This window comes from Zavarzinia compransoris, assembly GCF_003173055.1.
Taxonomy (GTDB): Bacteria; Pseudomonadota; Alphaproteobacteria; order Zavarziniales; family Zavarziniaceae; genus Zavarzinia; species Zavarzinia compransoris.
Window position 1 is genome coordinate 191,237 of the sequence record NZ_QGLF01000001.1, and the last position, 23,478, is coordinate 214,714.

22 protein-coding genes are annotated in these 23,478 nt (G+C 67.6%); 14 read left to right on the forward strand and 8 right to left on the reverse strand.

Annotated features, from left to right (window positions below):
- The first annotated feature begins 195 nt into the window (after window positions 1-195).
- The 12 genes from DKG75_RS00960 to DKG75_RS01015 all read left to right on the forward strand — a co-directional run bounded on the left by DKG75_RS00960 (window position 196) and on the right by DKG75_RS01015 (window position 11,376).
- On the forward strand, window positions 196-1,131 hold the full coding sequence (locus DKG75_RS00960) for a catechol 2,3-dioxygenase (protein WP_109919206.1): 936 nt from the start codon (window positions 196-198) through the stop codon (window positions 1,129-1,131).
- Window positions 1,132-1,141: 10 nt separating this feature from the next.
- Window positions 1,142-1,390, forward strand: a complete 249-nt coding sequence (locus tag DKG75_RS00965) for a phenol hydroxylase subunit (protein WP_109919207.1) — start codon at window positions 1,142-1,144, stop codon at window positions 1,388-1,390.
- Between the two features lie 36 nt (window positions 1,391-1,426).
- Window positions 1,427-2,419, forward strand: a complete 993-nt coding sequence (locus tag DKG75_RS00970) for a ferritin family protein (RefSeq protein ID WP_109919208.1) — start codon at window positions 1,427-1,429, stop codon at window positions 2,417-2,419.
- A 17-nt stretch (window positions 2,420-2,436) separates the two neighbouring features.
- The gene (locus DKG75_RS00975; RefSeq protein ID WP_109919209.1) at window positions 2,437-2,706 is read left to right on the forward strand and encodes an MmoB/DmpM family protein; all 270 of its coding nucleotides are present in this window, start codon (window positions 2,437-2,439) and stop codon (window positions 2,704-2,706) included.
- 14 nt (window positions 2,707-2,720) lie between these two features.
- A complete protein-coding gene (locus DKG75_RS00980; RefSeq protein WP_109919210.1) occupies window positions 2,721-4,241 on the forward strand; it encodes an aromatic/alkene/methane monooxygenase hydroxylase/oxygenase subunit alpha in 1,521 nt (506 codons plus the stop codon).
- Window positions 4,242-4,288: 47 nt separating this feature from the next.
- Window positions 4,289-4,645 (forward strand): phenol hydroxylase subunit P4, encoded by a 357-nt coding sequence (locus DKG75_RS00985; RefSeq protein WP_109919211.1) that lies wholly within the window; start codon window positions 4,289-4,291, stop codon window positions 4,643-4,645.
- Window position 4,646: 1 nt separating this feature from the next.
- Window positions 4,647-5,705 (forward strand): NADH:ubiquinone reductase (Na(+)-transporting) subunit F, encoded by a 1,059-nt coding sequence (locus DKG75_RS00990; RefSeq protein WP_109919212.1) that lies wholly within the window; start codon window positions 4,647-4,649, stop codon window positions 5,703-5,705.
- A 231-nt stretch (window positions 5,706-5,936) separates the two neighbouring features.
- Window positions 5,937-7,064, forward strand: coding sequence for a BMP family ABC transporter substrate-binding protein (locus DKG75_RS00995; protein ID WP_109919213.1), 1,128 nt, complete (start codon window positions 5,937-5,939; stop codon window positions 7,062-7,064).
- 45 nt (window positions 7,065-7,109) lie between these two features.
- On the forward strand, window positions 7,110-8,201 hold the full coding sequence (locus DKG75_RS01000) for an ABC transporter permease (RefSeq protein WP_109919214.1): 1,092 nt from the start codon (window positions 7,110-7,112) through the stop codon (window positions 8,199-8,201).
- Window positions 8,201-9,127, forward strand: coding sequence for an ABC transporter permease (locus DKG75_RS01005; RefSeq protein ID WP_109919215.1), 927 nt, complete (start codon window positions 8,201-8,203; stop codon window positions 9,125-9,127). The genes DKG75_RS01000 and DKG75_RS01005 overlap by 1 nt, the downstream gene beginning before the upstream one ends.
- A 10-nt stretch (window positions 9,128-9,137) precedes the next feature.
- Window positions 9,138-9,839, forward strand: coding sequence for a biuret amidohydrolase (gene biuH / locus DKG75_RS01010; RefSeq protein ID WP_109919216.1), 702 nt, complete (start codon window positions 9,138-9,140; stop codon window positions 9,837-9,839).
- Between the two features lie 7 nt (window positions 9,840-9,846).
- Window positions 9,847-11,376: an ABC transporter ATP-binding protein gene (locus tag DKG75_RS01015; RefSeq protein WP_109919217.1), complete on the forward strand. Its 1,530-nt coding sequence runs from the start codon at window positions 9,847-9,849 to the stop codon at window positions 11,374-11,376.
- Between the two features lie 34 nt (window positions 11,377-11,410).
- Here the strand turns inward: DKG75_RS01015 and DKG75_RS01020 are convergent, their stop codons facing one another.
- The 6 genes from DKG75_RS01020 to DKG75_RS01045 form a co-directional block, all read right to left on the reverse strand.
- Complete coding sequence (locus DKG75_RS01020) at window positions 11,411-13,066, reverse strand: OFA family MFS transporter (protein ID WP_109919218.1); 1,656 nt, start codon at window positions 13,064-13,066, stop codon at window positions 11,411-11,413.
- A 73-nt stretch (window positions 13,067-13,139) separates the two neighbouring features.
- Window positions 13,140-13,361 carry a formate dehydrogenase subunit delta gene (locus DKG75_RS01025; protein ID WP_109919219.1) on the reverse strand — a complete coding sequence of 74 codons (222 nt, stop codon included), beginning with the start codon at window positions 13,359-13,361 and terminating at the stop codon, window positions 13,140-13,142.
- Window positions 13,362-13,363: 2 nt separating this feature from the next.
- The gene (fdhF, locus tag DKG75_RS01030) at window positions 13,364-16,210 is read right to left on the reverse strand and encodes a formate dehydrogenase subunit alpha (RefSeq protein WP_109919220.1); all 2,847 of its coding nucleotides are present in this window, start codon (window positions 16,208-16,210) and stop codon (window positions 13,364-13,366) included.
- A 9-nt stretch (window positions 16,211-16,219) separates the two neighbouring features.
- Window positions 16,220-17,767, reverse strand: coding sequence for a formate dehydrogenase beta subunit (locus DKG75_RS01035; protein ID WP_109919221.1), 1,548 nt, complete (start codon window positions 17,765-17,767; stop codon window positions 16,220-16,222).
- Entirely contained in the window at window positions 17,764-18,231 is a 468-nt protein-coding gene (locus tag DKG75_RS01040; RefSeq protein WP_109919222.1) for a formate dehydrogenase subunit gamma, read from the reverse strand. The genes DKG75_RS01035 and DKG75_RS01040 overlap by 4 nt, the downstream gene beginning before the upstream one ends.
- Window positions 18,232-18,361: 130 nt before the next feature.
- Window positions 18,362-19,261, reverse strand: coding sequence for a LysR family transcriptional regulator (locus DKG75_RS01045; protein ID WP_109919223.1), 900 nt, complete (start codon window positions 19,259-19,261; stop codon window positions 18,362-18,364).
- Between the two features lie 178 nt (window positions 19,262-19,439).
- Here DKG75_RS01045 and DKG75_RS01050 point away from each other — a divergent pair, with 178 nt between their 5' ends.
- The gene (locus tag DKG75_RS01050; RefSeq protein WP_109919224.1) at window positions 19,440-20,231 is read left to right on the forward strand and encodes a crotonase/enoyl-CoA hydratase family protein; all 792 of its coding nucleotides are present in this window, start codon (window positions 19,440-19,442) and stop codon (window positions 20,229-20,231) included.
- On the opposite strand, the gene gcvA is transcribed toward DKG75_RS01050, so the two are convergent.
- Together gcvA and DKG75_RS01060 are read right to left on the reverse strand one after the other, a co-directional pair.
- A complete protein-coding gene (gene gcvA / locus DKG75_RS01055; protein WP_109919225.1) occupies window positions 20,216-21,112 on the reverse strand; it encodes a transcriptional regulator GcvA in 897 nt (298 codons plus the stop codon). The two genes, DKG75_RS01050 and gcvA, sit on opposite strands and share 16 nt — an antisense overlap.
- A 24-nt stretch (window positions 21,113-21,136) precedes the next feature.
- Window positions 21,137-22,360 (reverse strand): MFS transporter, encoded by a 1,224-nt coding sequence (locus DKG75_RS01060; RefSeq protein WP_109919226.1) that lies wholly within the window; start codon window positions 22,358-22,360, stop codon window positions 21,137-21,139.
- Between the two features lie 175 nt (window positions 22,361-22,535).
- Here DKG75_RS01060 and DKG75_RS01065 point away from each other — a divergent pair, with 175 nt between their 5' ends.
- On the forward strand, window positions 22,536-23,450 hold the full coding sequence (locus DKG75_RS01065) for a DMT family transporter (RefSeq protein WP_166646446.1): 915 nt from the start codon (window positions 22,536-22,538) through the stop codon (window positions 23,448-23,450).
- The last annotated feature ends 28 nt before the right edge of the window (window positions 23,451-23,478 follow it).

Genomic DNA, 23,478 nt, shown 5'->3' on the forward strand with positions numbered 1-23,478 from the left:
TTTTTGTCAGGCCGGTCGGCACGCCTGACAAATGCGTCCGCCGGGGGCGGATTCCTGGTGCGTTGCAGCATAGTTATTCAAGCAAAATCAATGGCTTAGTTTGTTGGAACGGTTCGTGCTGTTAAGGGGGCGCGGCCCGGGCGGAGAGCGATCCCGCCCAGCCGGCCAAAAAGCGGATCTCAACGGGAGGCAAACATGGCAATGACGGGCGTTCTCCGTCCTGGGCATGCCCAGCTTCGGGTTCTCGATCTCGAGAAGAGCATCACCTTCTATCGCGACATTCTCGGCCTCGTCGAAACCGGAAGGGACGACCGGGGGCGCGTCTACTTCAAGTGCTGGGACGAGCGCGATCACAGCAGCCTGATCCTGTCGCCGTCCGACAGCGCCGGCATCGATTTCATCGGCTTCAAGGTGCTGGACGCCGCGACCCTGGACCAGCTGGAACGCGACGTCCGGGCCTTCGGCATCGCGACCGAGCGGGTGCCCGCCGGCGACTTGCTGGAAACCGGCGAGCGCGTCCGCTTCCGCCTGCCGAGCGGCCATCTGTTCGAGCTTTACGCGGAAAAGACCAAGGTCGGCAACGGCCTGCCCTCGGTCAATCCGCCGCCGTGGTCGATGGATGCGGACCGGGGCATGGCGCCCATCCGCTTCGACCATTGCCTGCTCTATGGCCCCAATGTCCAGGCCAACAAGGACTTGTTCCTGAAGGTGCTGGGCTTCCATCTGGTCGAGCGCATCCTCGGCCCGACCGAGGCGGGCGAGCCGGAGATCGGCATTTTCCTGTCGTGCTCGCACAAGACCCATGACATCGCCTTCGTCGAATACGAGGAGCCGGGCAAGCTGCACCACCTGTCGTTCCGCATGCCGACCTGGGAACGGGTGCTGCGTGCCGGCGACATCATGGGCATGAACCGGGTCCCGATCGACATCGGCCCGACCCGACATGGCGTCACCCGGGGCGAGACCATCTATGCCTGGGACCCCTCGGGCAACCGCTTCGAGACTTTTGCTGGCGGCTACGAACCCTATCCGGACGGCGATCCCATCACCTGGACCTTCGAAGGCTTCCCCCATGGGCTCGACTACCCGCAGGGCAAGCTGCACGAAAGCTTCATGACCGTCGTGACCTGAGGGCGTGGCCATGGGTATCGATACCGGCAAGCGCTACGTGCGGGTGCGTAACCTGCGGGATGACGGTTTCGTCGAATTCGACTTCGCCATGGGCGAGCCCGAGCTTTTCGTCGAACTCGTGCTCAGGCCCGAAGCCTTCGACGAATTCTGTGCCGCCAACAAGGTCCGCTTCCTCTCGCCGGAGGGCGAGGGGGAAGGGGACCGCGAGAACGACTGGGCCTGGCGACTGGCGGATGCGCGGGAGACCCGCTTCCGCTGACCGCGCCTGCCCACCATCAAATCGGGGAGAACAATCATGCAGATCGACCTTCGCACGGTCACCATCGAGCCGCAGCGCCAGGCCTTCGACCATCTGGTGCGGCGCTTCGGCGACAAGCCCGCCTCCCGCTACCAGGAGGGCACCTACGATATCCAGGCGGCGGAGAACCTGCACTACCGGCCGACCTGGGCGCCGGACCAGGAGCTTTACGATCCCGCGATCACCCGGATCGCGATGCGCGACTGGTACGACCTGAAGGACCCGCGCCAGTTCTTCTACAATACCTATACGCTGACCCGCGCCCGCCAGCAGGAATCGGCCGAGGCCAATTTCAAGTTCATCGAAAGCCGGGGCCTTGCCGGCCTGATCCCGCCCGCGATCCGCGACCGGGCGCTGGCCGTCCTGGTGCCGCTGCGCCATGTCGCCTGGGGCGCCAACCAGAACCACACGTTCGTCTGCGGCTACGGCTATGGCGCGGCCTTCACCCAGCCGAACATCTATCAGGCGCTCGATAGCCTCGGCATCGCGCAATATCTCTCGCGCATCGGCCTGATGCTGGGCGGGACCGAAGCCCTGGCCACGGCCAAGCAGGCTTGGCTGCAGGACGAGGCGTGGCAGGGCCTGCGCCGCTATGTCGAGGACTGCCTCGTCACCCGCGATCCTTTCGAACTGTTCATCGCGCAGAACATCGCCCTCGACGGGCTGCTCTACCCGCTGGTCTACGGCGCTATGGTCGATGGGGTCTGGGCGACGGAAGGCGGTTCCACCATCGCGCTGGCCACCCAGTTCATGGCCGACTGGTTCGACGAAACCCGCAAATGGGCCGATGCGGTGGTGAAGGTCGCCGCCGCCGAATCCGCCGCCAACCGCGAGGTGCTGGCCGGCTGGATCGACCATTGGTCCGGCCGGGCTTTCGAGGCCCTGCTGCCCATCGCCCGCCTCGGTCTCGGCGAACAGGGCGAGGCGGTGATGGACGAGCGCCGCGCCGATCTCGCCGCCCGCCTGGCCAAGGCCGGCCTCAAGCGCTGACCGGAAGGGGAACGATCATGTCACAAGTCTTCATCGCCCTCCAGGCCAACGAGGAAACCCGCCCGATCATCGAGGCGATCGAGGCCGACAACCCGGCCGCCCGCATCTCGCGCGAGCCGGCGATGGTGCGCATCGAGGCGCCGGGCCGCCTGGTCATCCGGCGCGAGACGATCGAGGAAAACCTCGGCCGCGATTTCGACCTCCAGGAAATCCACATCAACCTGATCACCCTCAGCGGCCATGTCGACGAGGATGACGAAACCCTCACCCTGCATTGGGACCGCTGAGAAGGATTGCCGCCATGGACATGAAGGCACCCGAAAAGAAGCTGGGCATCAAGGAACGCTACCGCCTGCTGACCCGCGACCTCGCCTGGGAACCCAGCTACCAGAGCGCCAAGGACATCTATCCCTATCTCGACTACGAGGGGATCAGGATCCACGACTGGGACAAGTGGGAAGACCCCTTCCGTCTCACCATGGATGCCTATTGGAAATACCAGGGCGAGAAGGAGCGGAAGTTCTACGCCATCATCGATGCCCATGCCCAGAACAACGGGCATCTGAACATCACCGATGCGCGCTATCTCTCCGCCCTGAAGATCTTCCTTCAGGCGATCAGCCCGGGCGAATATGCCGCGCACAAGGGCTTTGCCCGGGTCGGGCGGGAATTCGCGGGCGCGGGCACCCAGGTCGCCTGCCAGATGCAGGCGCTGGACGAGCTGCGCCACGCCCAGACCCAGATCCACGCCCTGTCGAATTACAACAAGTATTACAGCGGCTTCCATGCCTTCGCGGAAACCCGCGACCGGATCTGGTACACCTCGGTCGCGCGCTCCTTCTTCGACGATGCCATGAGTGCGGGACCTTTCGAGTTCCTGATCGCCATCGGCTTCTCGTTCGAATATGTGCTGACCAACCTGCTGTTCGTGCCCTTCATGTCGGGGGCGGCCTATAACGGCGACATGGCGACCGTGACCTTCGGCTTCTCCGCCCAGTCGGACGAGGCCCGCCACATGACCCTCGGCCTCGAGTGCATCAAATTCATGCTGGAGCAGGACCCCGGCAACCTGCCCATCGTGCAGAAGTGGATCGACAAGTGGTTCTGGCGCGGCTTCCGCGTGCTCGGCCTCGTCAGTACCATGATGGATTACATGCTGCCGAAGCGCGTCATGTCCTGGCGCGAGGCCTGGGAAATCTACGGTGTCGAGAACGGCGGCGCGCTGTTCCGCGACCTCGCCCTCTACGGCATCCGCCCGCCCAAGGGCTGGGAGGACGCGGGCAAGGCGATCGATCACATGTCGCACCAGTTCATGCTGGCCTTCTACCAGTGGCGCTTCGGCACGGCCTTCCACACCTGGATCCCGTCGGACGAGGATATGGACTGGCTGTCGGCGAAATACCCGACCACTTTCGACAGATATTACCGCCCCCGCTGGGATTACATCCGCAAGGCCGAGGCGGAAGGCCGGCCGTTCAAGAATTTCGGCCTCGCCAAACTGTGCCAGTGCTGCCAATTGCCGTGCGTCTTCACCGAGCCGGACGATCCCTCGATCCTGTGCCACCGCGAGACGGTTCATCGGGGCGAGACCTATCATTTCTGCTCCGACGGCTGTCAGGCGATCTTCGAGGACGAGCCGGAGAAATACGTCCAGGCCTGGCTGCCCATGCCGCAGCTGTTCCAGGCGCCCCTCTTCGGCGACCTGATGGCCTGGATGGATTGGGCGCATCTGAAGGACGGGCTCGACAATGGCGAATACCCGGCATCCAGCGACCAGCAGAGTTTCGATCGCTGGCGCGGCCTCGCCACCAGCAATACCTGACATCATCAGGGGCGGCCCCGTGCCGCCCCCAACGGGAGGAAAAAACCATGGCCGTCGCCGCCCTTGCCCCCTATGAATTCCAGCCCCGCGACCTCGTAGAGAATTTCGCCGGCAAGCAATTGGTCTATGTCAGCTGGGACCGGCACCTGCTGTTCGCCGCGCCCTTCCTGATCTGCCTGCCGCCGGAAACCCCGTTTCAGGCCCTGGTCGACGGGCCCCTGGCCCAGCTTCTGGCCCTGGATCCCGATGCCGCCGCCATCGACTGGCGCGCGGTCGAATGGCTGAAGGCCGGCAAGCCCTTCACACCCGACTTCGGCAGGACGCTGGCGGAGAACGGCATCGGCCACAAGACCCTGCTCCGCTTCCAGACGCCGGGCCTGAACAGCGTCACCGCGGCGGCCTGACATGGGGTACGAGCTGACCATCCAGCCGCTCGGCACCACGATCGAGATCGAGGAGGGGCAGACCATCCTCGATGCCGCACTGCGGGCCGGCATCTATCTGCCGCACGCCTGCTGCCACGGGCTTTGCGCCACCTGCAAGATCGATGTGGTCGAGGGCGAGGTCGATTACGGCGAAGCCTCCACCTTCGCCCTGATGGATTTCGAACGGCAGGAGGGGAAATGCCTCGCCTGCTGCGCCCGGCCCGAAAGCGATCTCGTGATCGAAGCCGAGATCGAGGAAGACCCGGATGCCCTGAACCTGCCGGTGCGCGATTTCGCCGGCACGGTGTCGCGCCTCGAAAATCTCAGCCCGACCATCAAGGGGGTGTGGATCCGGCTCGACGATCCCGCCGGTTTCGTGTTCCAGGCCGGGCAATATGTGAACCTGGACCTGCCGGGCGGCATCGGCACGCGGGCCTTTTCCGTCGCCTCTCAGCCGGGGGCGGACGAGGTGGAACTGAACATCCGCATCGTCCCCGGCGGCAAGGGCACGACCTATGTCCATGAAAGCCTCAAGGTCGGGGACCGCATCGGCTTCTCCGGCCCCTATGGCCGTTTCTTCGTGCGGAAATCGGCCGATGTGCCCTTGATCTTCATGGCCGGCGGCTCGGGCCTGTCCAGTCCCCGGTCCATGATCCTGGACCTCCTGGCGGAAGGCTTCGACAAGCCGATCACCCTGGTCTACGGCCAGCGCAATCGGGCCGAACTCTACTACCACCAGGATTTCCTGGAGCTGGCGGCCCGGCACGCCCATTTCACCTATGTCCCCGCCCTGTCGGACGAGCCGGCGGCGAGCGACTGGGCCGGCTTCCGCGGCTTCGTCCACGATGCCGCCAAGGCCCATTTCGACAATGATTTCAGAGGCCACAAAGCCTATCTCTGCGGCCCGCCCCTGATGATCGAAGCCTGTATCGGCACGCTGATGAAAGGCCGGCTGTTCGAACGCGACGTCTATACCGAGAAATTCCTCTCGGCGGCCGATGCCCAGCAGGTGCGCAGCCCGCTGTTCAAGGCGATCTGAGGTCGGGGGCCATCGGCGGCGGTCCGATGGCCCATTTGTATGCAGTTGCCGTTCATATGATTAAAATATAATCACAACATGCATGTTTCACGGCCATTCTTTTGCGTTCCCAGCCCCGCAAGTCATTGATTTTCCTGAAGCCAAACCTTGGTACGGCAGTTGCATACATCTGTCATGCAGCTGAGGCGCCCGGCGGTCAGCCGGTGCGGGGAACCAGTTTGGGAGATGGGTATGGCTTCGACTTCGACGATCAACCGCCGCCGCTTTCTGCAGACCACGGCCCTTGGGGCGGCCGTCGGCGTCGCCGGTGCCGCGCTGCCGTTCCGCCGCGCCTTTGCCGGCGAACTGACCATCGGCTTCATCTATGTCGGGCCGAAGGATGACTATGGCTACAATCAGGCCCATGCCGAAGGGGCCGCGACCCTGAAGTCGATCGAGGGCGTGTCCCTGGTCGAGGAAGAGAATGTGCCCGAGACCGTCGACGTCCAGAAGACCATGGAATCGATGATCAATCTCGACGGCGCCAAGCTGCTGTTCCCGACCTCCTTCGGCTATTTCGACCCGCATATGCTGGCCATGGCGGCGAAATTCCCCGAGGTGCAATTCCGCCACTGCGGCGGCCTGTGGACCGAGGGCAAGCACCCGAAGAACACCGGCTCCTATTTCGGCTATATCGGCCAGGGGCAATATCTGAACGGCATCGCCGCCGGCCATGCCACGAAATCGAAGAAGATCGGCTTCGTGGCCGCGAAGCCGATCCCGCAGGTCCTGCAGAACGTCAATTCCTTCCTGCTCGGCGCCCGCGCGGTCGATCCCGCGATCACCGCCCAGGTGATCTTCACCGGCGAATGGTCGCTGGCGGTCAAGGAAGCCGAGGCGACCAACGCCCTGATCGACCAGGGCGTCGACGTCGTCACCTGCCATGTCGACAGCCCCAAGGTGGTGGTCGAGACGGCGGCCGGCCGCGGCGCCTTCGTCTGCGGCTATCACGCCAATCAGGCGCCGCTCGCGCCCGAGAAATACCTGACCGGCGCCGAATGGAACTGGGCCCAGGTCTACAAGCTCTATGTGACCAAGCTGATGGCGGGCGAGGCCCTGCCGAACTTCACCCGCGGCGGCCTGTCCGACGGCTTCGTGAAGATGAGCGCGCTTGGGCCCGCGGTCGGCGAGGCCGCGCGCAAGCAGTTCGAGGCGACCCTGGCCGAGATCAAGAAGGGCGGCTTCGCCGTCTTCAAGGGCCCCCTGGCGGACAACAAAGGCAATCCGGTGGCCACCGCCGGCCAGGCCTTCGTCGAGACCGCGATCGAGCTTGAGAGCATGAATTACCTGGTCGAGGGCGTGATCGGTTCCACGTCGTAACCGGCGGCTTTCCTTCTTCGCGTATCGCCGGGTAAGGGATCGCCGATGTCCGCTGCTGAAAGCCCCGCGGCCGGGGCATGGGAATGGCTGGCGCGCCGGTCGGAAGCCTTCGTGCTGCCGCTGGCCGCCCTGCTGGTTGGCCTGCTGCTGTTCTGCGTCTTCCTGCTCTTTCTCGGCAAGTCGCCGCTGCAATTCTTCGACTTGATGTGGCGGGGCGGCTTCGGCAGCTGGTTCTCGATCCAGAACACGCTGTCGCGGGCCGCGCCCCTGCTGCTGGCCGCCCTGTGCGTCGCGCTGCCCGCCCGTCTCGGCCTCGTCGTCATCGGCGGCGAGGGCGCGATCGTGCTCGGCGGCGTCGCCGGGGCGGCGGTCGGCCATGCCTTTGCCGGCCTGCCCTCGGTCGTCGGCATCCTGGGCATGGCGCTGGCGGGCATGGCCATGGGCGCCCTCTGGATCGGCGCGGTCGGGGCGCTGCGCCACTACCGCGCGGTGAACGAGACGATTTCCAGCCTGCTGATGGCCTATATCGCCATCGCCCTGATGAATCATTTCGTCGAAGGGCCGCTGCGCGATCCAGCGTCCCTGAACAAGCCGTCGACCCATCCAATCGATCCCGCCTTCGCCATCGGCGATATCCCGGGCATGGATGTCCATTGGGGCCTCATCGCCGGCATCGTCGCCTGCGTCGTCGCCTGGGTGTTGATCGAAAAGACCGCCTGGGGTTTCTCCGCGCGGATCGCCGGCGGCAACATGCGCGCGGCCCAGGTCCAGGGGCTGGCGGTCGGGCCGCTGATCGTCGGCTTCTCGGCGCTCGCCGGCGCCTTCGCCGGGCTTGCCGGGGTGATCGAAGTGGCGGCGGTGCAGGGCAATGCCAATGCCTCGATCGCGGCGGGTTACGGCTATGCCGGGATCCTGGTCGCCTTCCTTGCCCGGCACAATCCGCTCGCCATCATCCCGGTGGCCATTCTCCTTGGCGGGATCGACGCCTCGGGCGGCCTGCTGCAGCGGCGCATGGGCCTGCCGGATGCGACCGTGCAGGTGCTCCAGGGCATGATCTTCCTGGTCATCCTGTTCAGCGAAACCTTCTACGGCCGCTTCAAGGCCTTCAACCCCGATCTCTGGCGGAGGACGCGCTGATGGAACCGGCCGACATCGGTCTCTGGGGCGTGCCGCTCGCCATCCTGGGCGGGGCGATCCGGGTCTCCACCCCCTTCATCTTCGTCTCCCTGGGCGAGGCGATCACCGAACGCTCGGGCCGCATCAACCTCGGCCTCGAGGGCATTCTCGTCTTCGGCGCCATGACCGCCTATGCGATCGCGGTGGTCACCGGCTCGCCCTGGCTGGGCGTGCTCGGTGCCGCCGGCACGGGGGTGCTGTTCGGCCTGTTCCACGGCTGGATCTGCAAATTCCCCAAGGTGAATGACATCGCCATCGGCATCGCCCTGATGCTATTCGGCTCCGGCCTCGCCTTCTTCTTCGGCAAGCCCTATATCCAGCCCTCCGCCCCCGACCTGCCGGCCCTGCCGCTCGGTTTCTGGTCCGATATCCCGCAGGTCCAGGCGGCGCTCTCGGTCAATGTCCTGTTCCTGATCGGGGCGGCGCTCTCGGTCGCCCTGTGGTGGGCGTTCCGCAACACGCGGGCCGGGCTCGTCATCCGCGTCGTCGGCGACAGCGGCGATGCGGCGCGGGCCATGGGCCTCAACCCGAATATCGTGCGCCTGCTGGCGACGGCGGTGGGCGGGGCTTTCGCCGCGGTCGGCGGGGCCTATCTCTCGCTCTATTACCCGGGCAGCTGGAACGAGGGGATTTCCTCCGGCCAGGGCCTGATGGCGGTCGCCCTGGTCATCTTCGCGCGCTGGAACCCGCTCGGCTGCTTTGCCGCCGCGCTCCTGTTCGGGGGGGCGGGGGCGCTGGGCCCGGCGCTGCAATCGGTCGGGGTGACGCAGGGCTATTACCTGTTCTATGCCGCGCCCTATGTGCTGACGCTCGGGATCATGATCGCGACCTCGTCGCGCGGGCGAAGCCTGGCCGGGGCGCCCGGCGAATTGTCGATCACGAAATAGGAGGGGCACGATGAATGCGCTGTCCGGGATCACGCCCCGCACGATCGACGCCGATCCCTACCCCTGGCCGTGGAACGGCGACCTCCGGCCCGGCAATACCGCCCTGATCGTCATCGACATGCAGACCGATTTCGTCGGCCCCGGCGGCTATGTCGACCATATGGGTTACGACCTGTCGGCGATGCGAAAGCCGATCGCGCCGATCAAGGCCGTGCTGACCGCCCTGCGCGCCAAGGGCTATACGATCATCCATACCCGCGAGGGGCACCGCCCGGATCTCGCCGACCTACCGGCCAACAAGCGCTGGCGCTCGCAGCGGATCAACGCCGGCATCGGCGATCCCGGCCCCTGCGGCCGCATCCTGGTGCGGGGCGAGAAGGGCTGGGACATCATCCCCGAACTCTATCCGATCGAGGGCGAGGTGATCATCGACAAGCCGGGCAAGGGCTCCTTCTGCGCCACCGATCTCGAACTGATCCTGAACCAGCGCGGCATCCGCAACATCGTGCTTGCCGGCGTCACCACCGACGTCTGTGTGCATACGACGATGCGCGAGGCGAATGACCGCGGCTTCGAATGTCTGCTGCTCGAGGATTGCTGTGCGGCCACCGATGCCGGCAATCACGCCGCCGCGATCAAGATGGTGAAGATGCAGGGCGGCGTCTTCGGCGCCGTCGCCGATGCCGCGACCTTCGTCGCCCAATTGCCGTGAGGGGCCGATGAGCGAGGGGCGGAAACCGGCGGTCGGGGTCGAGGCGGTCTCGATGACCATGCGCTTCGGCGCCTTCACCGCCCTCGACGATGTCACCCTCCGGGTGCCGGCGGGGAGCTTCCACGCCCTGCTGGGCGAGAACGGCGCGGGCAAGTCGACGCTGGTCAAATGCATGATGGGCTTCTACCGCCCGACTCTCGGCCAGATGCTGGTCGAGGAGCGGGAAGTGGCGATCGACAGCCCGCGCGATGCGGCCCAGCTTGGCCTTGGCATGGTCTACCAGCATTTCACCCTGGTGCCCTCGCTTACCGGGGCGGAAAACCTGGTGATCTCGCGCGAGCAGGTGCCGGCGGTGATCGACTGGGGGCGGGAGCGGAAGGCACTGGCCGCCTTCATGGACACCATGCCGTTCCGCCTGCCCCTGGACGTGCCGGTGCGCGAGCTGGCGGCGGGCGAGAAGCAGAAGCTCGAAATCGTCAAGCAGCTCTACCTCGGCCGGCGCTTCCTGATCCTCGACGAGCCGACCTCGGTGCTCACCCCCGGCGAGGCGGAGGAAGTCCTGGGCATCGTCCGCGGCATGACCGAGGCGGGCGAGCTGACGGTCCTGATGATCAGCCACAAGTTCCCCGAAATCACCGCCTTCGCCGATGATTTCACCGTGCTGCGCAAGGGCCGGCTGACCGGCAGCGGCAAGGTGGCGGAACACGACCGCAAGGCCATGGCAGCCATGATGATCGGCGACCAGCCGATCGCCACCCTCGATGCGCGGCAGCCGGTCGATCCGGCGGCTGCCGCCGTCCTCTCGGTCCAGGGCATCCGGGCCCCGGACCGCACCGGCCTCAAGTCGATCGACATCGCCGATCTAACCATCAAGTCGGGCGAGATCGTCGGCATCGCCGGCATTTCCGGCAACGGCCAGAAGGAATTCTTCGAAGTCCTGGCCGGCCAGCGCGCGCCGACGGCGGGCACGGTCGCGGTGAAGGGCCGGCCCTTTCATGCGACACGGAAGGAATCCCGCGACCTCGCGGTGCGTTACATCCCGGAAGAGCCCTTGCGCAATGCCTGCGCCCCGCGCATGACGGTGGCGGAGAATATCGCCTTCCGCACCTTCGACCTCAACGCCGCCGAAAAGCCCGGCTTCTGGATTTCGGCCGCCGCCATCCGGCGCTTCGCCGCCGATCTCGTCGCCCAGTTCAAGGTGAAGACGGCCTCCCTCGACAGCCCGATCCAGGCGCTGTCGGGCGGGAACGTGCAGCGTGCCGTGCTGTCGCGGGAACTGACCGGCAAGGTCGATCTCCTGATCGTCGCCAATCCCTGCTTCGGCCTCGATTTTTCGGCGGTGGCGGAGATCCGGGCCCGGATCATGAAGGCGCGCAACCAGGGCGCCGCGGTCCTGCTGATTTCCGAAGACCTGGACGAATTGCTGGAATTGTCCGACCGCATCCTGGTGATGTCGGACGGCGCCCTGGTCTATGAAACGCCGATCGCGACCGCCAGCGTGCAGACCATTGGCGAACACATGGCCGGCCACCATTGACGAAAAGGGGCCGGCTCGTGCCGGCCCCGTGCGGCTACTGGAACAGGACCACGGCCTTCTGCACCGTGATCCACACGCCCCAGGCCAGCGGCAGCCCGACCGCGGCCCAGGCCAGGGCCGATCGTCCGTCCAGCCCGCCCTTGCCGATGCCGAAGGAACCGGTGGCGGCCGCCCGGTCGGCGGCCTGGGTCTTGGCCTGCAGGGCGGCGACCTCGGCTTCCGACATGAACCATTTGTCGGCCAGCGGCTTCACGAACAGATTGGCGATGAAGCCGAGGGCCAGCATGCCGGCCAGGATATACATGGTGAAGTCATAGACCTGGTCGCGCGGGATGCCGGCGGCGATCTGGGCTTCGCGGATGTAATTGACCACGACCGGGCCGACGATGCCCGCGGTCGCCCAGGCGGTCAGCAGCCGGCCGTGGATGGCACCGACGAACTGGGTGCCGAAGATATCGGCCAGATAGGCGGGGATGGTGGCGAAGCCGCCGCCGTACATCGACAGGATGATGCAGAACATGGCGACGAACAGTGCCTGGCTGCCGATATGGGCGGCGCTGGGCGCCAGGGCGTAAAGCGCGATGCCGAGGGCGAAGAAAGTGTAATAGGTCAGCTTCCGCCCGATCCGGTCGGAGAGCGAGGCCCAGAAGAACCGCCCGCCGATATTGAACAGGGACAGAAGTCCGGTGAAGCCGGCGGCGATGGCCGCGATCGCGGTCTTCTGTTCCGGCGACAGGGCGGTGAAGGAAACCTCCGGCTGGCCGAGCAGGGCGCCGCCGAAAATCTCCTGCAACATGGGCGAGGCCATGCCGATGACCCCGATCCCGGCCGAGACATTGAGGCAGAGCACGGCCCAGATCAGCCAGAACTGCCTGGTCTTATGGGCGTTTTTCAGGTGCACGTGGCGGGTGGTGATCATGCCCCGCTTGGCCGCGGGCGGGGTCCAGCCGTCCGGGCGCCAGCCCGCCGGCGGTATGCGGTAACCGAAGGCGCCCGCCAGCATGAACACCGAATAGATCGCGGCCATGACCAGGAAGGTCTGCCACACGCCGACGCCGTCGGCGGTCTTGAACTGGTTCATCAGCATGTCGGCCAGCGGCGCGCCGATCATGGCGCCGCCGCCGAAGCCCATGATCGCCATGCCGGTCGCCATGCCGCGCCGGTCCGGGAACCATTTGATCAAGGTCGAGACCGGCGAGATATAGCCGAGCCCGAGGCCGATGCCGCCGATGACCCCGGCGCCCAGCCACATCAGCCACAATTGATGGATATAGACGCCGAAAGCCGCGAGCGCGATGCCGCCGCACCAGCACAGCGCCGAGACGAAGCCCGCCCGGCGCGGCCCCACCCGTTCCAGCCAGCCGCCCCAGATCGCGGCGGAGGAACCGAGCAGGACGAAGAACAGCGTATACATCCAGCCGAGGTCGGCCACCCGCCAGTCGCAGGTCGTGGTGGTCAGGGCCGAGAGCAGGGTAAGGTCGGCGCAGGCAACCGGCTGGGTTACCCCGATGGCCCGCGACAGGGGCAGCCAGAACACGGAAAAGCCATAGGCCATCCCGATGCAGAGGTGGATCGCCAGGGCCGCCGGCGGCACCAGCCAGCGGTTGAAGCCCGGCCGGGCGACGATGCGCTCCTTGTCCAGCAGCCCCTGCATGGGCAAGGCCCCGGCCGTCTGCTCATAGGTCGTCATGGCAAAACCCTCCCTTGCGCCGCGGTTCGTGCCGCGGTCGTTTAAGCCCCGATGTTGGATGGTCTCTAAGGCCCTAGTGTTTCTTTTCTCGCGGCAACAGTTCCACGGCTTGACGGGCGAGGGGGTCGAGCCCCGCGCCCCCCTGGTCGACATGCGCCAGGATGCCGTTGCGCATCCTCGGCTCCCAGAATTGCATCAGGTGGTCGGCGATGGCCGCGGGCGCCTGCGCCTCGCCCTGCGCCTTGAAGAAGGTGGCGATCTGGTTGGCCATGCGGACGAGCTTTTCCGCCTGCATGGTCACTCCGCCGCCTCGCTGCCGGGGGTGACGCGCCGGCTTTGCGCCGTGTGTTCCCGATAGTGTTCCTGCCATTCGCTCGGCCCGTTCGAGGGCGCGACCTGGACCGCGGTCACCTTGTATTCGGGGCAATTGGTCGCCCAGTCCGAATAGTCGGTGGTGATCACATTCACCTGGGTCAGGGGGTGGTGGAAAGTGGTGTAGACGACGCCCGGCGCCACCCGGTCGGTCACCAGGGCGCGCAGCGTGGTCTCGCCCGCCCGGCTTTGCAGGCGCACCCAGTCGCCGTCCTTGAGGCCCCGGTTCTCGGCGTCATGGGGATGGATCTCCAGGCGATCCTCCTCGTGCCAGACGACATTGGCAGTGCGCCGGGTCTGGGCGCCGACATTGTATTGGCTGAGGATCCGGCCGGTGGTCAGCAGCAGGGGGAAGCGCGGCCCGGTCTTCTCGTCCGTCGCGACATATTCGGTGATCATGAACTTGCCCTTGCCCCGGGCGAAGCCGCCGATATGCATGATCGGCGTGCCGTCCGGCGCCTTGGCGTTGCACGGCCATTGCACCGAGCCCATGGCTTCCAGCTTGTCATAGGTGACGCCGGCAAAGCTCGGCGTCGTCGCCGCGATCTCGGCCATGATCTCGCCCGGATGCGCATAATTCCAGGCAAGGCCGAGGGCCCGGGCCAAGTCCTGCGTCACTTCCCAGTCGGCCAGGCCGTTCCGGGGCGTCATCACCTTGCGCACGCGGTTGATGCGCCGTTCCGCATTGGTGAAAGTGCCGTCCTTCTCGAGGAAGGTGGAGCCGGGCAGGAAGACATGGGCGTAATTCGCCGTCTCGTTCAGGAACAGGTCGTGCACCACGACGCATTCCATGGCGGCAAGGCCGGCGGTGACGTGATGGGTATCCGGGTCGGACTGGACGATGTCCTCGCCCTGGATGTAGATGCCCTTGAAGGTGCCGTCGACGGCGGCATCCAGCATGTTGGGGATGCGCAGGCCCGGCTCGTCGCTGAGGGCGACGCCCCACAGCTTCTCGAAGATTTCCCGCGTCGCATCGTCGGAGACATGGCGATAGCCGGGGAATTCATGGGGGAAGGAACCCATGTCGCAGGAACCCTGGACATTGTTCTGCCCGCGCAAGGGGTTCACGCCCACCCCCGGCCGCCCCAGGTTGCCCGTGACCATGGCCAGATTGGCGATCGCCATCACGGTCGTGGTGCCCTGGCTGTGCTCGGTGACGCCGAGGCCGTAATAGATCGCGCCATTGCCGCCGGTGGCGAAGAGACGGGCGGCGCCCCGGAGCGCCGCCGCCGGCACGCCGGAAATCTTCTCGACCTCTTCCGGGGCGTGGCGCGGCTCGGCGACGAAGGCGGCCCAATGCTCGAATTCCGACCAGTCGCAATAGTCGCGGACGAAGGCTTCGTTCACCAGCTCCTCGGTGACGATGACATGGGCGAGCGCGGTGACCACCGCGACATTGGTGCCCGGGCGCAGCGGCAGATGATAGTCGGCCTTGATGTGCGGGCTCTGCACCAGGTCGGTGCGGCGCGGATCGATCACGATCAGCCGCGCGCCCTGGCGCAGGCGCTTCTTCAGGCGCGAGCCGAACACCGGGTGGCCGTCGGTCGGATTGGCGCCGATGACGAGGACGACATCCGTCTCCTCGACCGAATCGAAATCCTGGGTTCCGGCGGAGGTGCCGAAGGCGGTCTTCAGGCCGAAGCCGGTGGGCGAATGGCAGACCCGGGCGCAGGTATCGACATTGTTGTTGCCGAAGCCGGCGCGGATCAGCTTCTGCACCAGATAGGTTTCCTCGTTGGTGCAGCGGGACGAGGTGATGCCGCCGATCGCATCCTTGCCGTAAGTCGCCTGGAGGCGATGGAATTCGCCGGCGATATGGCTGAAGGCCTCGGCCCAGCTGACCTCGCGCCAGGGATCGGTGATCTTCGCGCGCACCATGGGGTTCAGGATGCGGTCCCTGTGGGTGGCGTAACCCCAGGCGAAGCGGCCCTTGACGCAGGAATGGCCGCGATTGGCCTTGCCGTCCTTCCAGGGCACCATGCGCACCAGTTCCTCGCCGCGCATTTCCGCCTTGAAGGAACAGCCGACGCCGCAATAGGCGCAGGTGGTGACCACCGAATGTTCCGGCTGGCCGATCTCGACCACCGATTTCTCGATCAGGGTGGCGGTCGGGCAGGCCTGGACGCAGGCGCCGCAGGAGACGCATTCGGACTCGAGGAAGGTCTCATGGGCGCCGGGGGAAACCCGGCTGTCGAAGCCGCGCCCCTCGATGGTCAGGGCGAAGGTGCCCTGGACTTCCTCGCAGGCGCGGACGCAGCGCGAGCAGACGATGCATTTCGACGGGTCATAGTCGAAATAGGGATTGGACTGGTCCTTGGGCAGGGCCGTATGGCTCTCGCCCTCGTAACCGTAGCGGACCTCGCGGAGGCCGACCGCGCCCGCCATCTCCTGCAATTCGCAGTCGCCGTTGGCGCCGCAGGTCAGGCAGTCCAGCGGATGGTCGGAGATATAGAGTTCCATCACGCCCTTGCGCAGGCGCTTCAGGCGCTCGGTCTGGGTGCGCACCGCCATGCCCTCGCCGACCGGCGTGGTGCAGGAGGCGGGCGTGCCCGGGCGGCCGTCGATCTCGACCAGGCACAGCCGGCAGGAACCATAGGCCTTCACGCTGTCGGTGGCGCAGAGCTTCGGCACCTTGGTGCCCATCTCCATCGCCGCGCGCATGATCGAGGTGCCGGCAGGCACCGTCACCTGGCGGCCGTCGATGGTCAAGCTGACCGGGGCCCCGGCGCGGACGGCGGGCGTGCCGTGGTCGATCTCTTCGACGAGGGACATCGCGCTCTCCTATTCGGCCGCCGCGGCCCGGGGCCGGCCGGCGAAATCGTCGGGGAAATGATGCAGGGCGCTCAGCACCGGATAGGGCGTGAAGCCGCCGAGGGCGCAGAGCGAGCCGAATTTCATCGTCTCGCACAGGTCTTCCAGCAGGGCGACATTCTTCGTTACCTCGATGCCGGCCAGGATCCGGTCCACGGTCTCGACGCCCCGGGTCGAGCCGATCCGGCACGGCGTGCACTTGCCGCAGGATTCGAGGGCGCAGAAGGCCATGGCGAAACGCGCCTGATCGGCCATCCGGGCCGTCTCGTCGAAGACGACGATGCCGCCGTGGCCGATCAGCCCGCCCGCCTTGGTGAAGGCTTCGTAATCGAAGGGCGTATCGAACAGGGCAGGGGGGAAATAGGCGCCGAGCGGCCCGCCCACCTGCACCGCCTTCACCGGCCGGCCGCTGGCGGTGCCGCCGCCGATATCGTCTACAAGCTCGCCGAGGGTGATGCCGAAGCCCGCCTCGAACAGCCCGCCGAAGCGGATATTGCCGGCCAGCTGGATCGGCATGGTCCCGCGCGAGCGGCCGAAGCCGATATCGGCGTAAGCCGCCGCACCCTTGGCCAGGATGAAGGGGACCGAGGTCAGCGACAGCACATTGTTGATCACCGTCGGCCGGCCGAACAGGCCCTCGTGGGCGGGGAGCGGCGGCTTGGCGCGGACCTGGCCGCGCTTGCCCTCGATGCTCTCCAGCAGGGCCGTCTCCTCGCCGCAGACATAGGCGCCGGCGCCGACCCGGACCTCGAGATCGAAACCCCGGCCCGAACCCATGACGTCGCCGCCGAGAATGCCGGCATCGCGGGCGATCTCGATCGCGGCACGGGTCACCGCGACCGCATGGGGATATTCGGACCGGGTGTAGATGTAACCCCTGGTGGCGCCGACGGCGAGGCCGGCGATGGCCATGCCCTCGATCAGGAGGAAGGGATCGCCCTCCATCAGCATGCGGTCGGCGAAAGTGCCGCTGTCGCCCTCGTCGGCATTGGCGACGATGTATTTCTGCGGCGCCTTGGCCTCGAGCACGGTCTTCCACTTGATGCCGGTGGGGAAGCCGGCGCCGCCCCGGCCGCGCAGGCCCGATTTCGTCACCTCGTCGACGATGGCGGCGGGCGACAGCGCCAGGGCCCGGCGCAGGCCCTGCCAGCCCCCGGCGCCCGCGTAATCATTCAGGGACAGGGGATCGACCACGCCGCAGCGGGCGAAGGTGAGGCGGGTCTGCCGCTTCAGGAAGGGGATGTCCTCGGTCGGGCCCAGGCCGCCCCGGCCTTCCGCCAGGCCGTCGTCGAACAGGCGGGGCACGTCTTCCGGCGCCACCGGGCCATAGGCTTTGCGCCCGGCGGGCGTCGCCACCTCGACCAGCGGTTCCAGCCAGAACAGCCCGCGCGAGCCGTTGCGGATCAGGCGGAGCGGGATGCCGCGCCTTCCCGCCTCGGCGCGAAGGGCGTCCGCCACCTCGTCGGCGCCGACGGCCAGCGCCGCCGCATCGCGCGGGACATAGAGGGTGAGGGTCACGGCGCCACCTCGCGCAGCAGGCGCTCGGCCCGGGCCTCGGTCAGGCGGCCGACCGGCTTGCCGTCGACCAGGGCCGCCGGCGCCGTGGCGCAGAGCCCGAGGCAATAGATGTTTTCCAGGGTGATCGAGCCGTCCCGCGCCGTCTCGCCGAACTCGAGGCCGAGATGGGCGGCGATCCGGGCCGCGATCGCCTCACCGCCCATGGATTGGCAGGCCTCGGCCCGGCACAGCTTGATCACCCGGCGCCCGGCCGGCACGGCGCGGAAATCATGGTAGAAGCTGACCACGCCGTGGATTTCCGCCCGCGAGCGGTTCTCGGCATCGGCGATCATCTGGATCGCCGCCTCGGGGATATGGCCGAAATCGTCCTGGATCGCATGCAGCACCGGCAGGGTCGCGCCATCGATACCCGCGAAGCGGGCAATGATCTCTTCCAGCCTCGACCTGTCGGATGCTGCCTGCATGAGCCTTTATCCACGTTATTTGCATTCGCTTCCATGCGAAGACAGCTTCGCCGATCGCGTGTCCCGATCAAGCAGGCTGTTCCGTGTTGCAATAGCACAAATCTATCAGGTTGATAGAGCGGCCGGGGGGTCAATCGTCCTCGGCGATCGAGGGGGCGATGATCTCGGCCTGGCGCACCAGGGCGGCGGTCAGGGGCGTCAGGGGGTCGCGGTGCGGCACCACGAGGCCGATGGTATGGGCGGCATCCGGCTCGACGATGGGGATCGAGCGGACGACATCCGGCAGCCCCAGGGTGGAAGCCAGTTTCGCCGGCATCACGCTGGCCCATTTGCCGGTCCGGACATGGGCGAAAAGGGCGATCATCGAATTGGATTCGAGGGTCGGCTCGGCGACCGTGCCCGCCGCCTTCAGCAGGCGGTCGATGATGCGGCGGTTCTGCATGTCCGGGGTCAGCAGGCACAGCGGCAGGCGGCCGACCTCGGCCCAGCTCACCTCCCGCCGGTCGCCGAGCGGGGCATTGGGCGCGGTCAGCAGGCGATAGCGCTCGCGGTAGAGCGGCACCACGGTCACCTTGCCCAGGGGTTCGTTGTCGATATAGGTGAGGCCGGCGTCGATCTCGAGATTTTCCAGGTGGCGCAGCACTTCGATCGAATTGCTCGACAGGATGGTGAAATGGACGTCCGGGTAAAGCGCCCGATAGGGCGTCGTCAGCAGTTGCACCATGGGCAGCGCGGTCGGGATCGCCGCGATCTTGATGTGCCCGACCAGGCCCCGGCGCATCGCATCCAGTTCCTGGCGCATGGCGCGCTCGTCGCCGACCATGCGCCGGGCCCAGGCCAGCACCCGTTCCCCTTCCGGCGTCAGGCCCTGATAGCGCGAGCCGCGCTGGACGAGGAGCACGCCCAGTTCGGTCTCCAATTGCTTCAGCCCGGCCGAGAGGGTCGGCTGGGTGACGTGGCAGGCCTCCGCCGCCCGGCCGAAATGCTGTTCCCGGGCCAGCGCGAGCAGGAAGCCGAGCTTGGTGATCATGCGCCCTCCCTCCCGCGGCACCGTCCGGTCCAGAAGGCGACAGGGCGGGCGCCGAGGTCAAGGCGGAAAAGGGCGTATCGCATCGGGTGAGCGGCGCTCATCCGGGGTGCAGGCTTAGTCGTTTGCCGGCGCGCGTGCCGGGCGGGACAGTCGGGCACCGCCAACGGAAGGAACGCCCATGACCAGTCCCGTGCTTTGCGAGATCAGCGACGGCATCGCCACCCTGACCCTGAACCGGCCCGACAAGCTGAATGCCCTCAACTACGCCATGGTCGATACGCTGGCCGCCGTGCTCGATACGGTCGAGGCGGACGAGACGGTGGGCGCGGTCATTCTCACCGGGGCCGGCGAGCGGGCCTTTTCCGCCGGCGCCGACATCCGCGAATTCGCCGAAAGCGCCCGCCTGGGCCCGGCGGTGGCGGTGCGCGAATTCGTCCGCCGCGGCCAGGCCCTGACCGCCCGGATCGAAGCCTTCGACAAGCCGGTGATCGCGGCGGTGAACGGCATCGCCTTCGGCGGCGGCTGCGAGATCACCGAGGCGGCCCATCTCGCCGTCGCCAGCGTCCGCGCCCGTTTCGCCAAGCCCGAGATCAACCTCGGCATGCCGCCCACTTTCGGCGGCACCCAGCGCCTGCCGCGCCTGGCCGGGCGGAAGCGGGCGCTTGAACTGCTGCTGACCGGCGACCATTTCGAGCCGGCCCGCGCCGTCGATCTCGGCCTCGTCAATGCAGTGGTGCCGCATGACCAGCTGATGGCGGCGGCGCGCACTTTGGCGCTGCGCATCATGCGCCATTCGCCGGTGGCGGCGGCCGGCATCCTGCGCGCCGTCACCCGGGGCATCAACCTGACCATCGCGGAAGGCTTGCAGGTGGAGGGCGAGCAATTCGCCCGCGTCGTCCCCACCCTGGATTTCCGCGAGGCGCTGGACGCCTGGATGGAGCGGCGCGAGCCGGTCTATGCCGGGCGCTGAGGTGCTGCCTTCATCTCGCCGCGAACCCAGGTCCTGAAGGCGGCGACCTCGGGCCGGCTCAGGGAATCCCGGCCGGCCACCAGCCAGTAGCCCATGCGCCCGCGCCGCGGCGGGCCGAGGACGGGCACCAGCCTGCCGCCGGCCAGGTCCTCGTCCGCCAGCGGCAGGTGCCCCATGGCGATGCCGAGGCCCCGGGCCGCCGCCTCCAGCGCCATCTGGATGGTATCGAAGCGCAAGCCCCGGTGAAGGTCGAGCCCGCCGACCCCGGCCAGCCGGGCCCAGGCCTCCCAATCCTCGGCGATGCTGACGACATGCAGCAGGGTCTGGCCGGCGAGATCGCTCGCGCTCCGGATGCCGGCGGCCAGCGCCGGCGCGCAGACCGGCACCAGATCCTCGACCACGAGGCAGGTGGCATAAAGGTCGGGCCATTGGCCGTCGCCGAGGCGGATGGCGACATCGATGCCGTCGCGCGGGAATTCCATCCGGCGGTGCGCGGTGTCCAGGGTGACTTCGATTTCCGGGTGACGGGCGTTGAAGCCCGGCAGGCGCGGCATCAGCCAGCGCAGGGCGAAGGTCGGCGTGGTGCTGACCGTCAGCCGCCCGGACGGATGCCGTCCCGGCACGCCCTCGGTCGCCCGGGCCAGGGTTTCCAGGATGTCGCGGATGCGCGGCAGGTAATAGGCGCCGGCCCCGGTCAGGATCAGGCTGCGGTGGCCGCGGGCGAACAGGGTCACGCCCAGCCAGTCTTCCAGGGTCTGGATGCCGTGGCTGACCGCGCTGGGCGTCACGTTCAATTCGCCGGCCGCCGCCTTGAAGCTCAGGTGCCGGCCCGCCGCCTCGAACAGGCGCAGGCTATTCAGCGGCGGCAGGCGATAGGCCATGCGGGCCCTCCGGGCGGGAAAGGGTCAGGAAAGCGCGGGAACGAGGGGCGGGGTCGCGGCAGGCCGGTCGTCGATCGCGAAATGCAGCAGGGCGGCGACGAGGCCGGCAAGCGCCGTCGCCGCCCAGACCGGACCATAGGATCCGCTCAGGTCGAACGCCAGTCCCCCCGCCCAGGCACCGAGAAAGGATCCGACCTGGTGGCTGAGGAAGCAGACCCCGAACAGGGCGCCCAGGTTGCCGACACCGAACATCCGGGCGATCAGCCCGCTGGTCAGCGGCACGGTGCCGAGCCAGAGCAGGCCCATGGCGGCGGCGAAGGCCAGCACCGCAACCTCGGTCTTCGGCAGCAGGAAGAAGGCTGCGATGACCCCGCCCCGCAGCAGATACAGCCAGCCGAGCACCTGGCCCTGGCGATAGCGCCCGCCCAGCCAGCCGCAGGCCCAGGTGCCGCCCATGTTGAACAGGCCGATCAGGGCCAGGGCGACGGCGCCCAGCCCCACCGGCATCTGGCACAGGGTCAGGTAGCCGGGCAGATGGGTGGCGATGAAGGCCAGTTGAAAGCCGCAGGTGAAGAAGCCGAGGGTGAGCAGGCGATAGCCCCGGTGTTTCGCCGCCTGCCGCAGCGCGGCCCGCAGCGGGACGGGGGCCGGCGCCGGCGCGGTTTCGGCGCCCCGCCGGTCCAGCCAGCCGCCCAGCGGCGCTGCCAGCAGGATCACCGCGCCGAGCCCGAGCAGGGCGACGGCAGGGCCCCAGCCGTCGACCAGCCCCTGGGCGACCGGCACCAGCGCCACCTGCCCGAGGGAGCCGCCGGCCCCCGCCAGCCCCATGGCCTGGCTGCGCCGCTCGGGCGCCGCCGCCTTGCCGACCGCGGTCATGACCACGCCGAAACTGGTGCAACTGATGCCGAGCCCGACCAGCACCCCCATGCCGAGGATCAGCGCCGGCCCGTTCGGCACCACGGCGGTCAGCGCCAGCCCGGCGGCAAAGGCCAGGGCCCCGGCCAGGACCACGGGGGCGGCGCCGAAACGATCCGCCGCCGCCCCGGCGACCGGCTGGGCCAGCCCCCAGGAAAGATTATGCAGGGCGATGGCGAAGGCGACCCAGGTCACCGCCAGCCCGTGGTGGGCGGACAGCGGCCCGAGGAACAGGCCGAAGGTCTGGCGCGTGCCAAGGGCAACGCTCATGATCGCGGCCGCCGCCACCACCGCCATGAGGGCGCCGTTCCGCCCGCCCGCTGCCTTTGCCATGCCGTTCTCCCTGGTTCGGGCCGAGGGTAGGGGGCCCGGCCCGGCACCGGCAACGGAGAAGCATTCGCCATCGGATGAGCGAAATTCATCCGACGGCTGCTAATTGCAGCGCAAGAGCAAGGACGCGGCGCGGCGCCGAATCGGGCATGAAGGCGTGACGATCAGCGGAGGCACGATGGCCACGGTACAGCGGATGACGGCGCGGGAATGGGCGATGCTGGGCGCCCTGTCCCTGCTTTGGGGCGGGTCCTTCTTCTTCAACGGGGTGGCGGTCAAGGCCTTGCCGCCGGTAACCATCGTGGCCCTGCGGGTGGGGCTGGCGGCGCTGGCGCTGTTCGGGCTGCTGCGCCTGTCGGGGCTGGCGGCGCCCCGGGGCGGCCGGGTCTGGGGCACGTTTTTCGCCATGGGGGTGTTGAACAACCTCATCCCCTTCTGCCTGATCGTCTGGGGCCAGACCCGGATCGCCAGCGGCCTTGCCTCCATCCTCAATGCGACCACGCCGCTCTTTGCCGTGATCGTCGCCCATCTGCTGACGCGGGACGAGAAGATCACGGGGGCGAAGCTGGTGGGGCTCGTCGCCGGTTTCCTCGGCGTCGGGGTGATGATCGGGCCGCAGGCACTCCAGGGGCTGGGCGACGATCTGTGGGCGCAGCTGGCCGTGCTCGGCGCCGCCCTTTCGTACGCCTGTGCCGGGGTGTTCGGCCGGCGTTTCAGGGCCTTGGGGGTGGCGCCGCTGGCGACGGCGGCCGGGCAGTTGACCGCTTCCACCCTGATGCTGGTGCCGCTGGCCCTCATCGTCGACCGGCCCTGGGACCTGCCGTGGCCCGATGCCCCGACCTGGGGGGCGATCGCCGGTATCGCGCTGCTCTCGACGGCGCTGGCCTATATCCTCTTCTTCCGCATCCTGGCCACCGTGGGGGCGACCAATCTTGCCCTCGTCACCTTCCTGATCCCGGTCAGCGCCATCCTGCTCGGCGCGCTGTTCCTGGGCGAGCAATTGGCGGGCCGGCATTTCGCCGGCATGGGGCTGATCGCCCTTGGCCTTGCCGCGATCGACGGGCGGCTGTTCGACCGCATCGGCAAGGCATAGCCGGGGGCGGGGCCGCGCTGCTACCGTC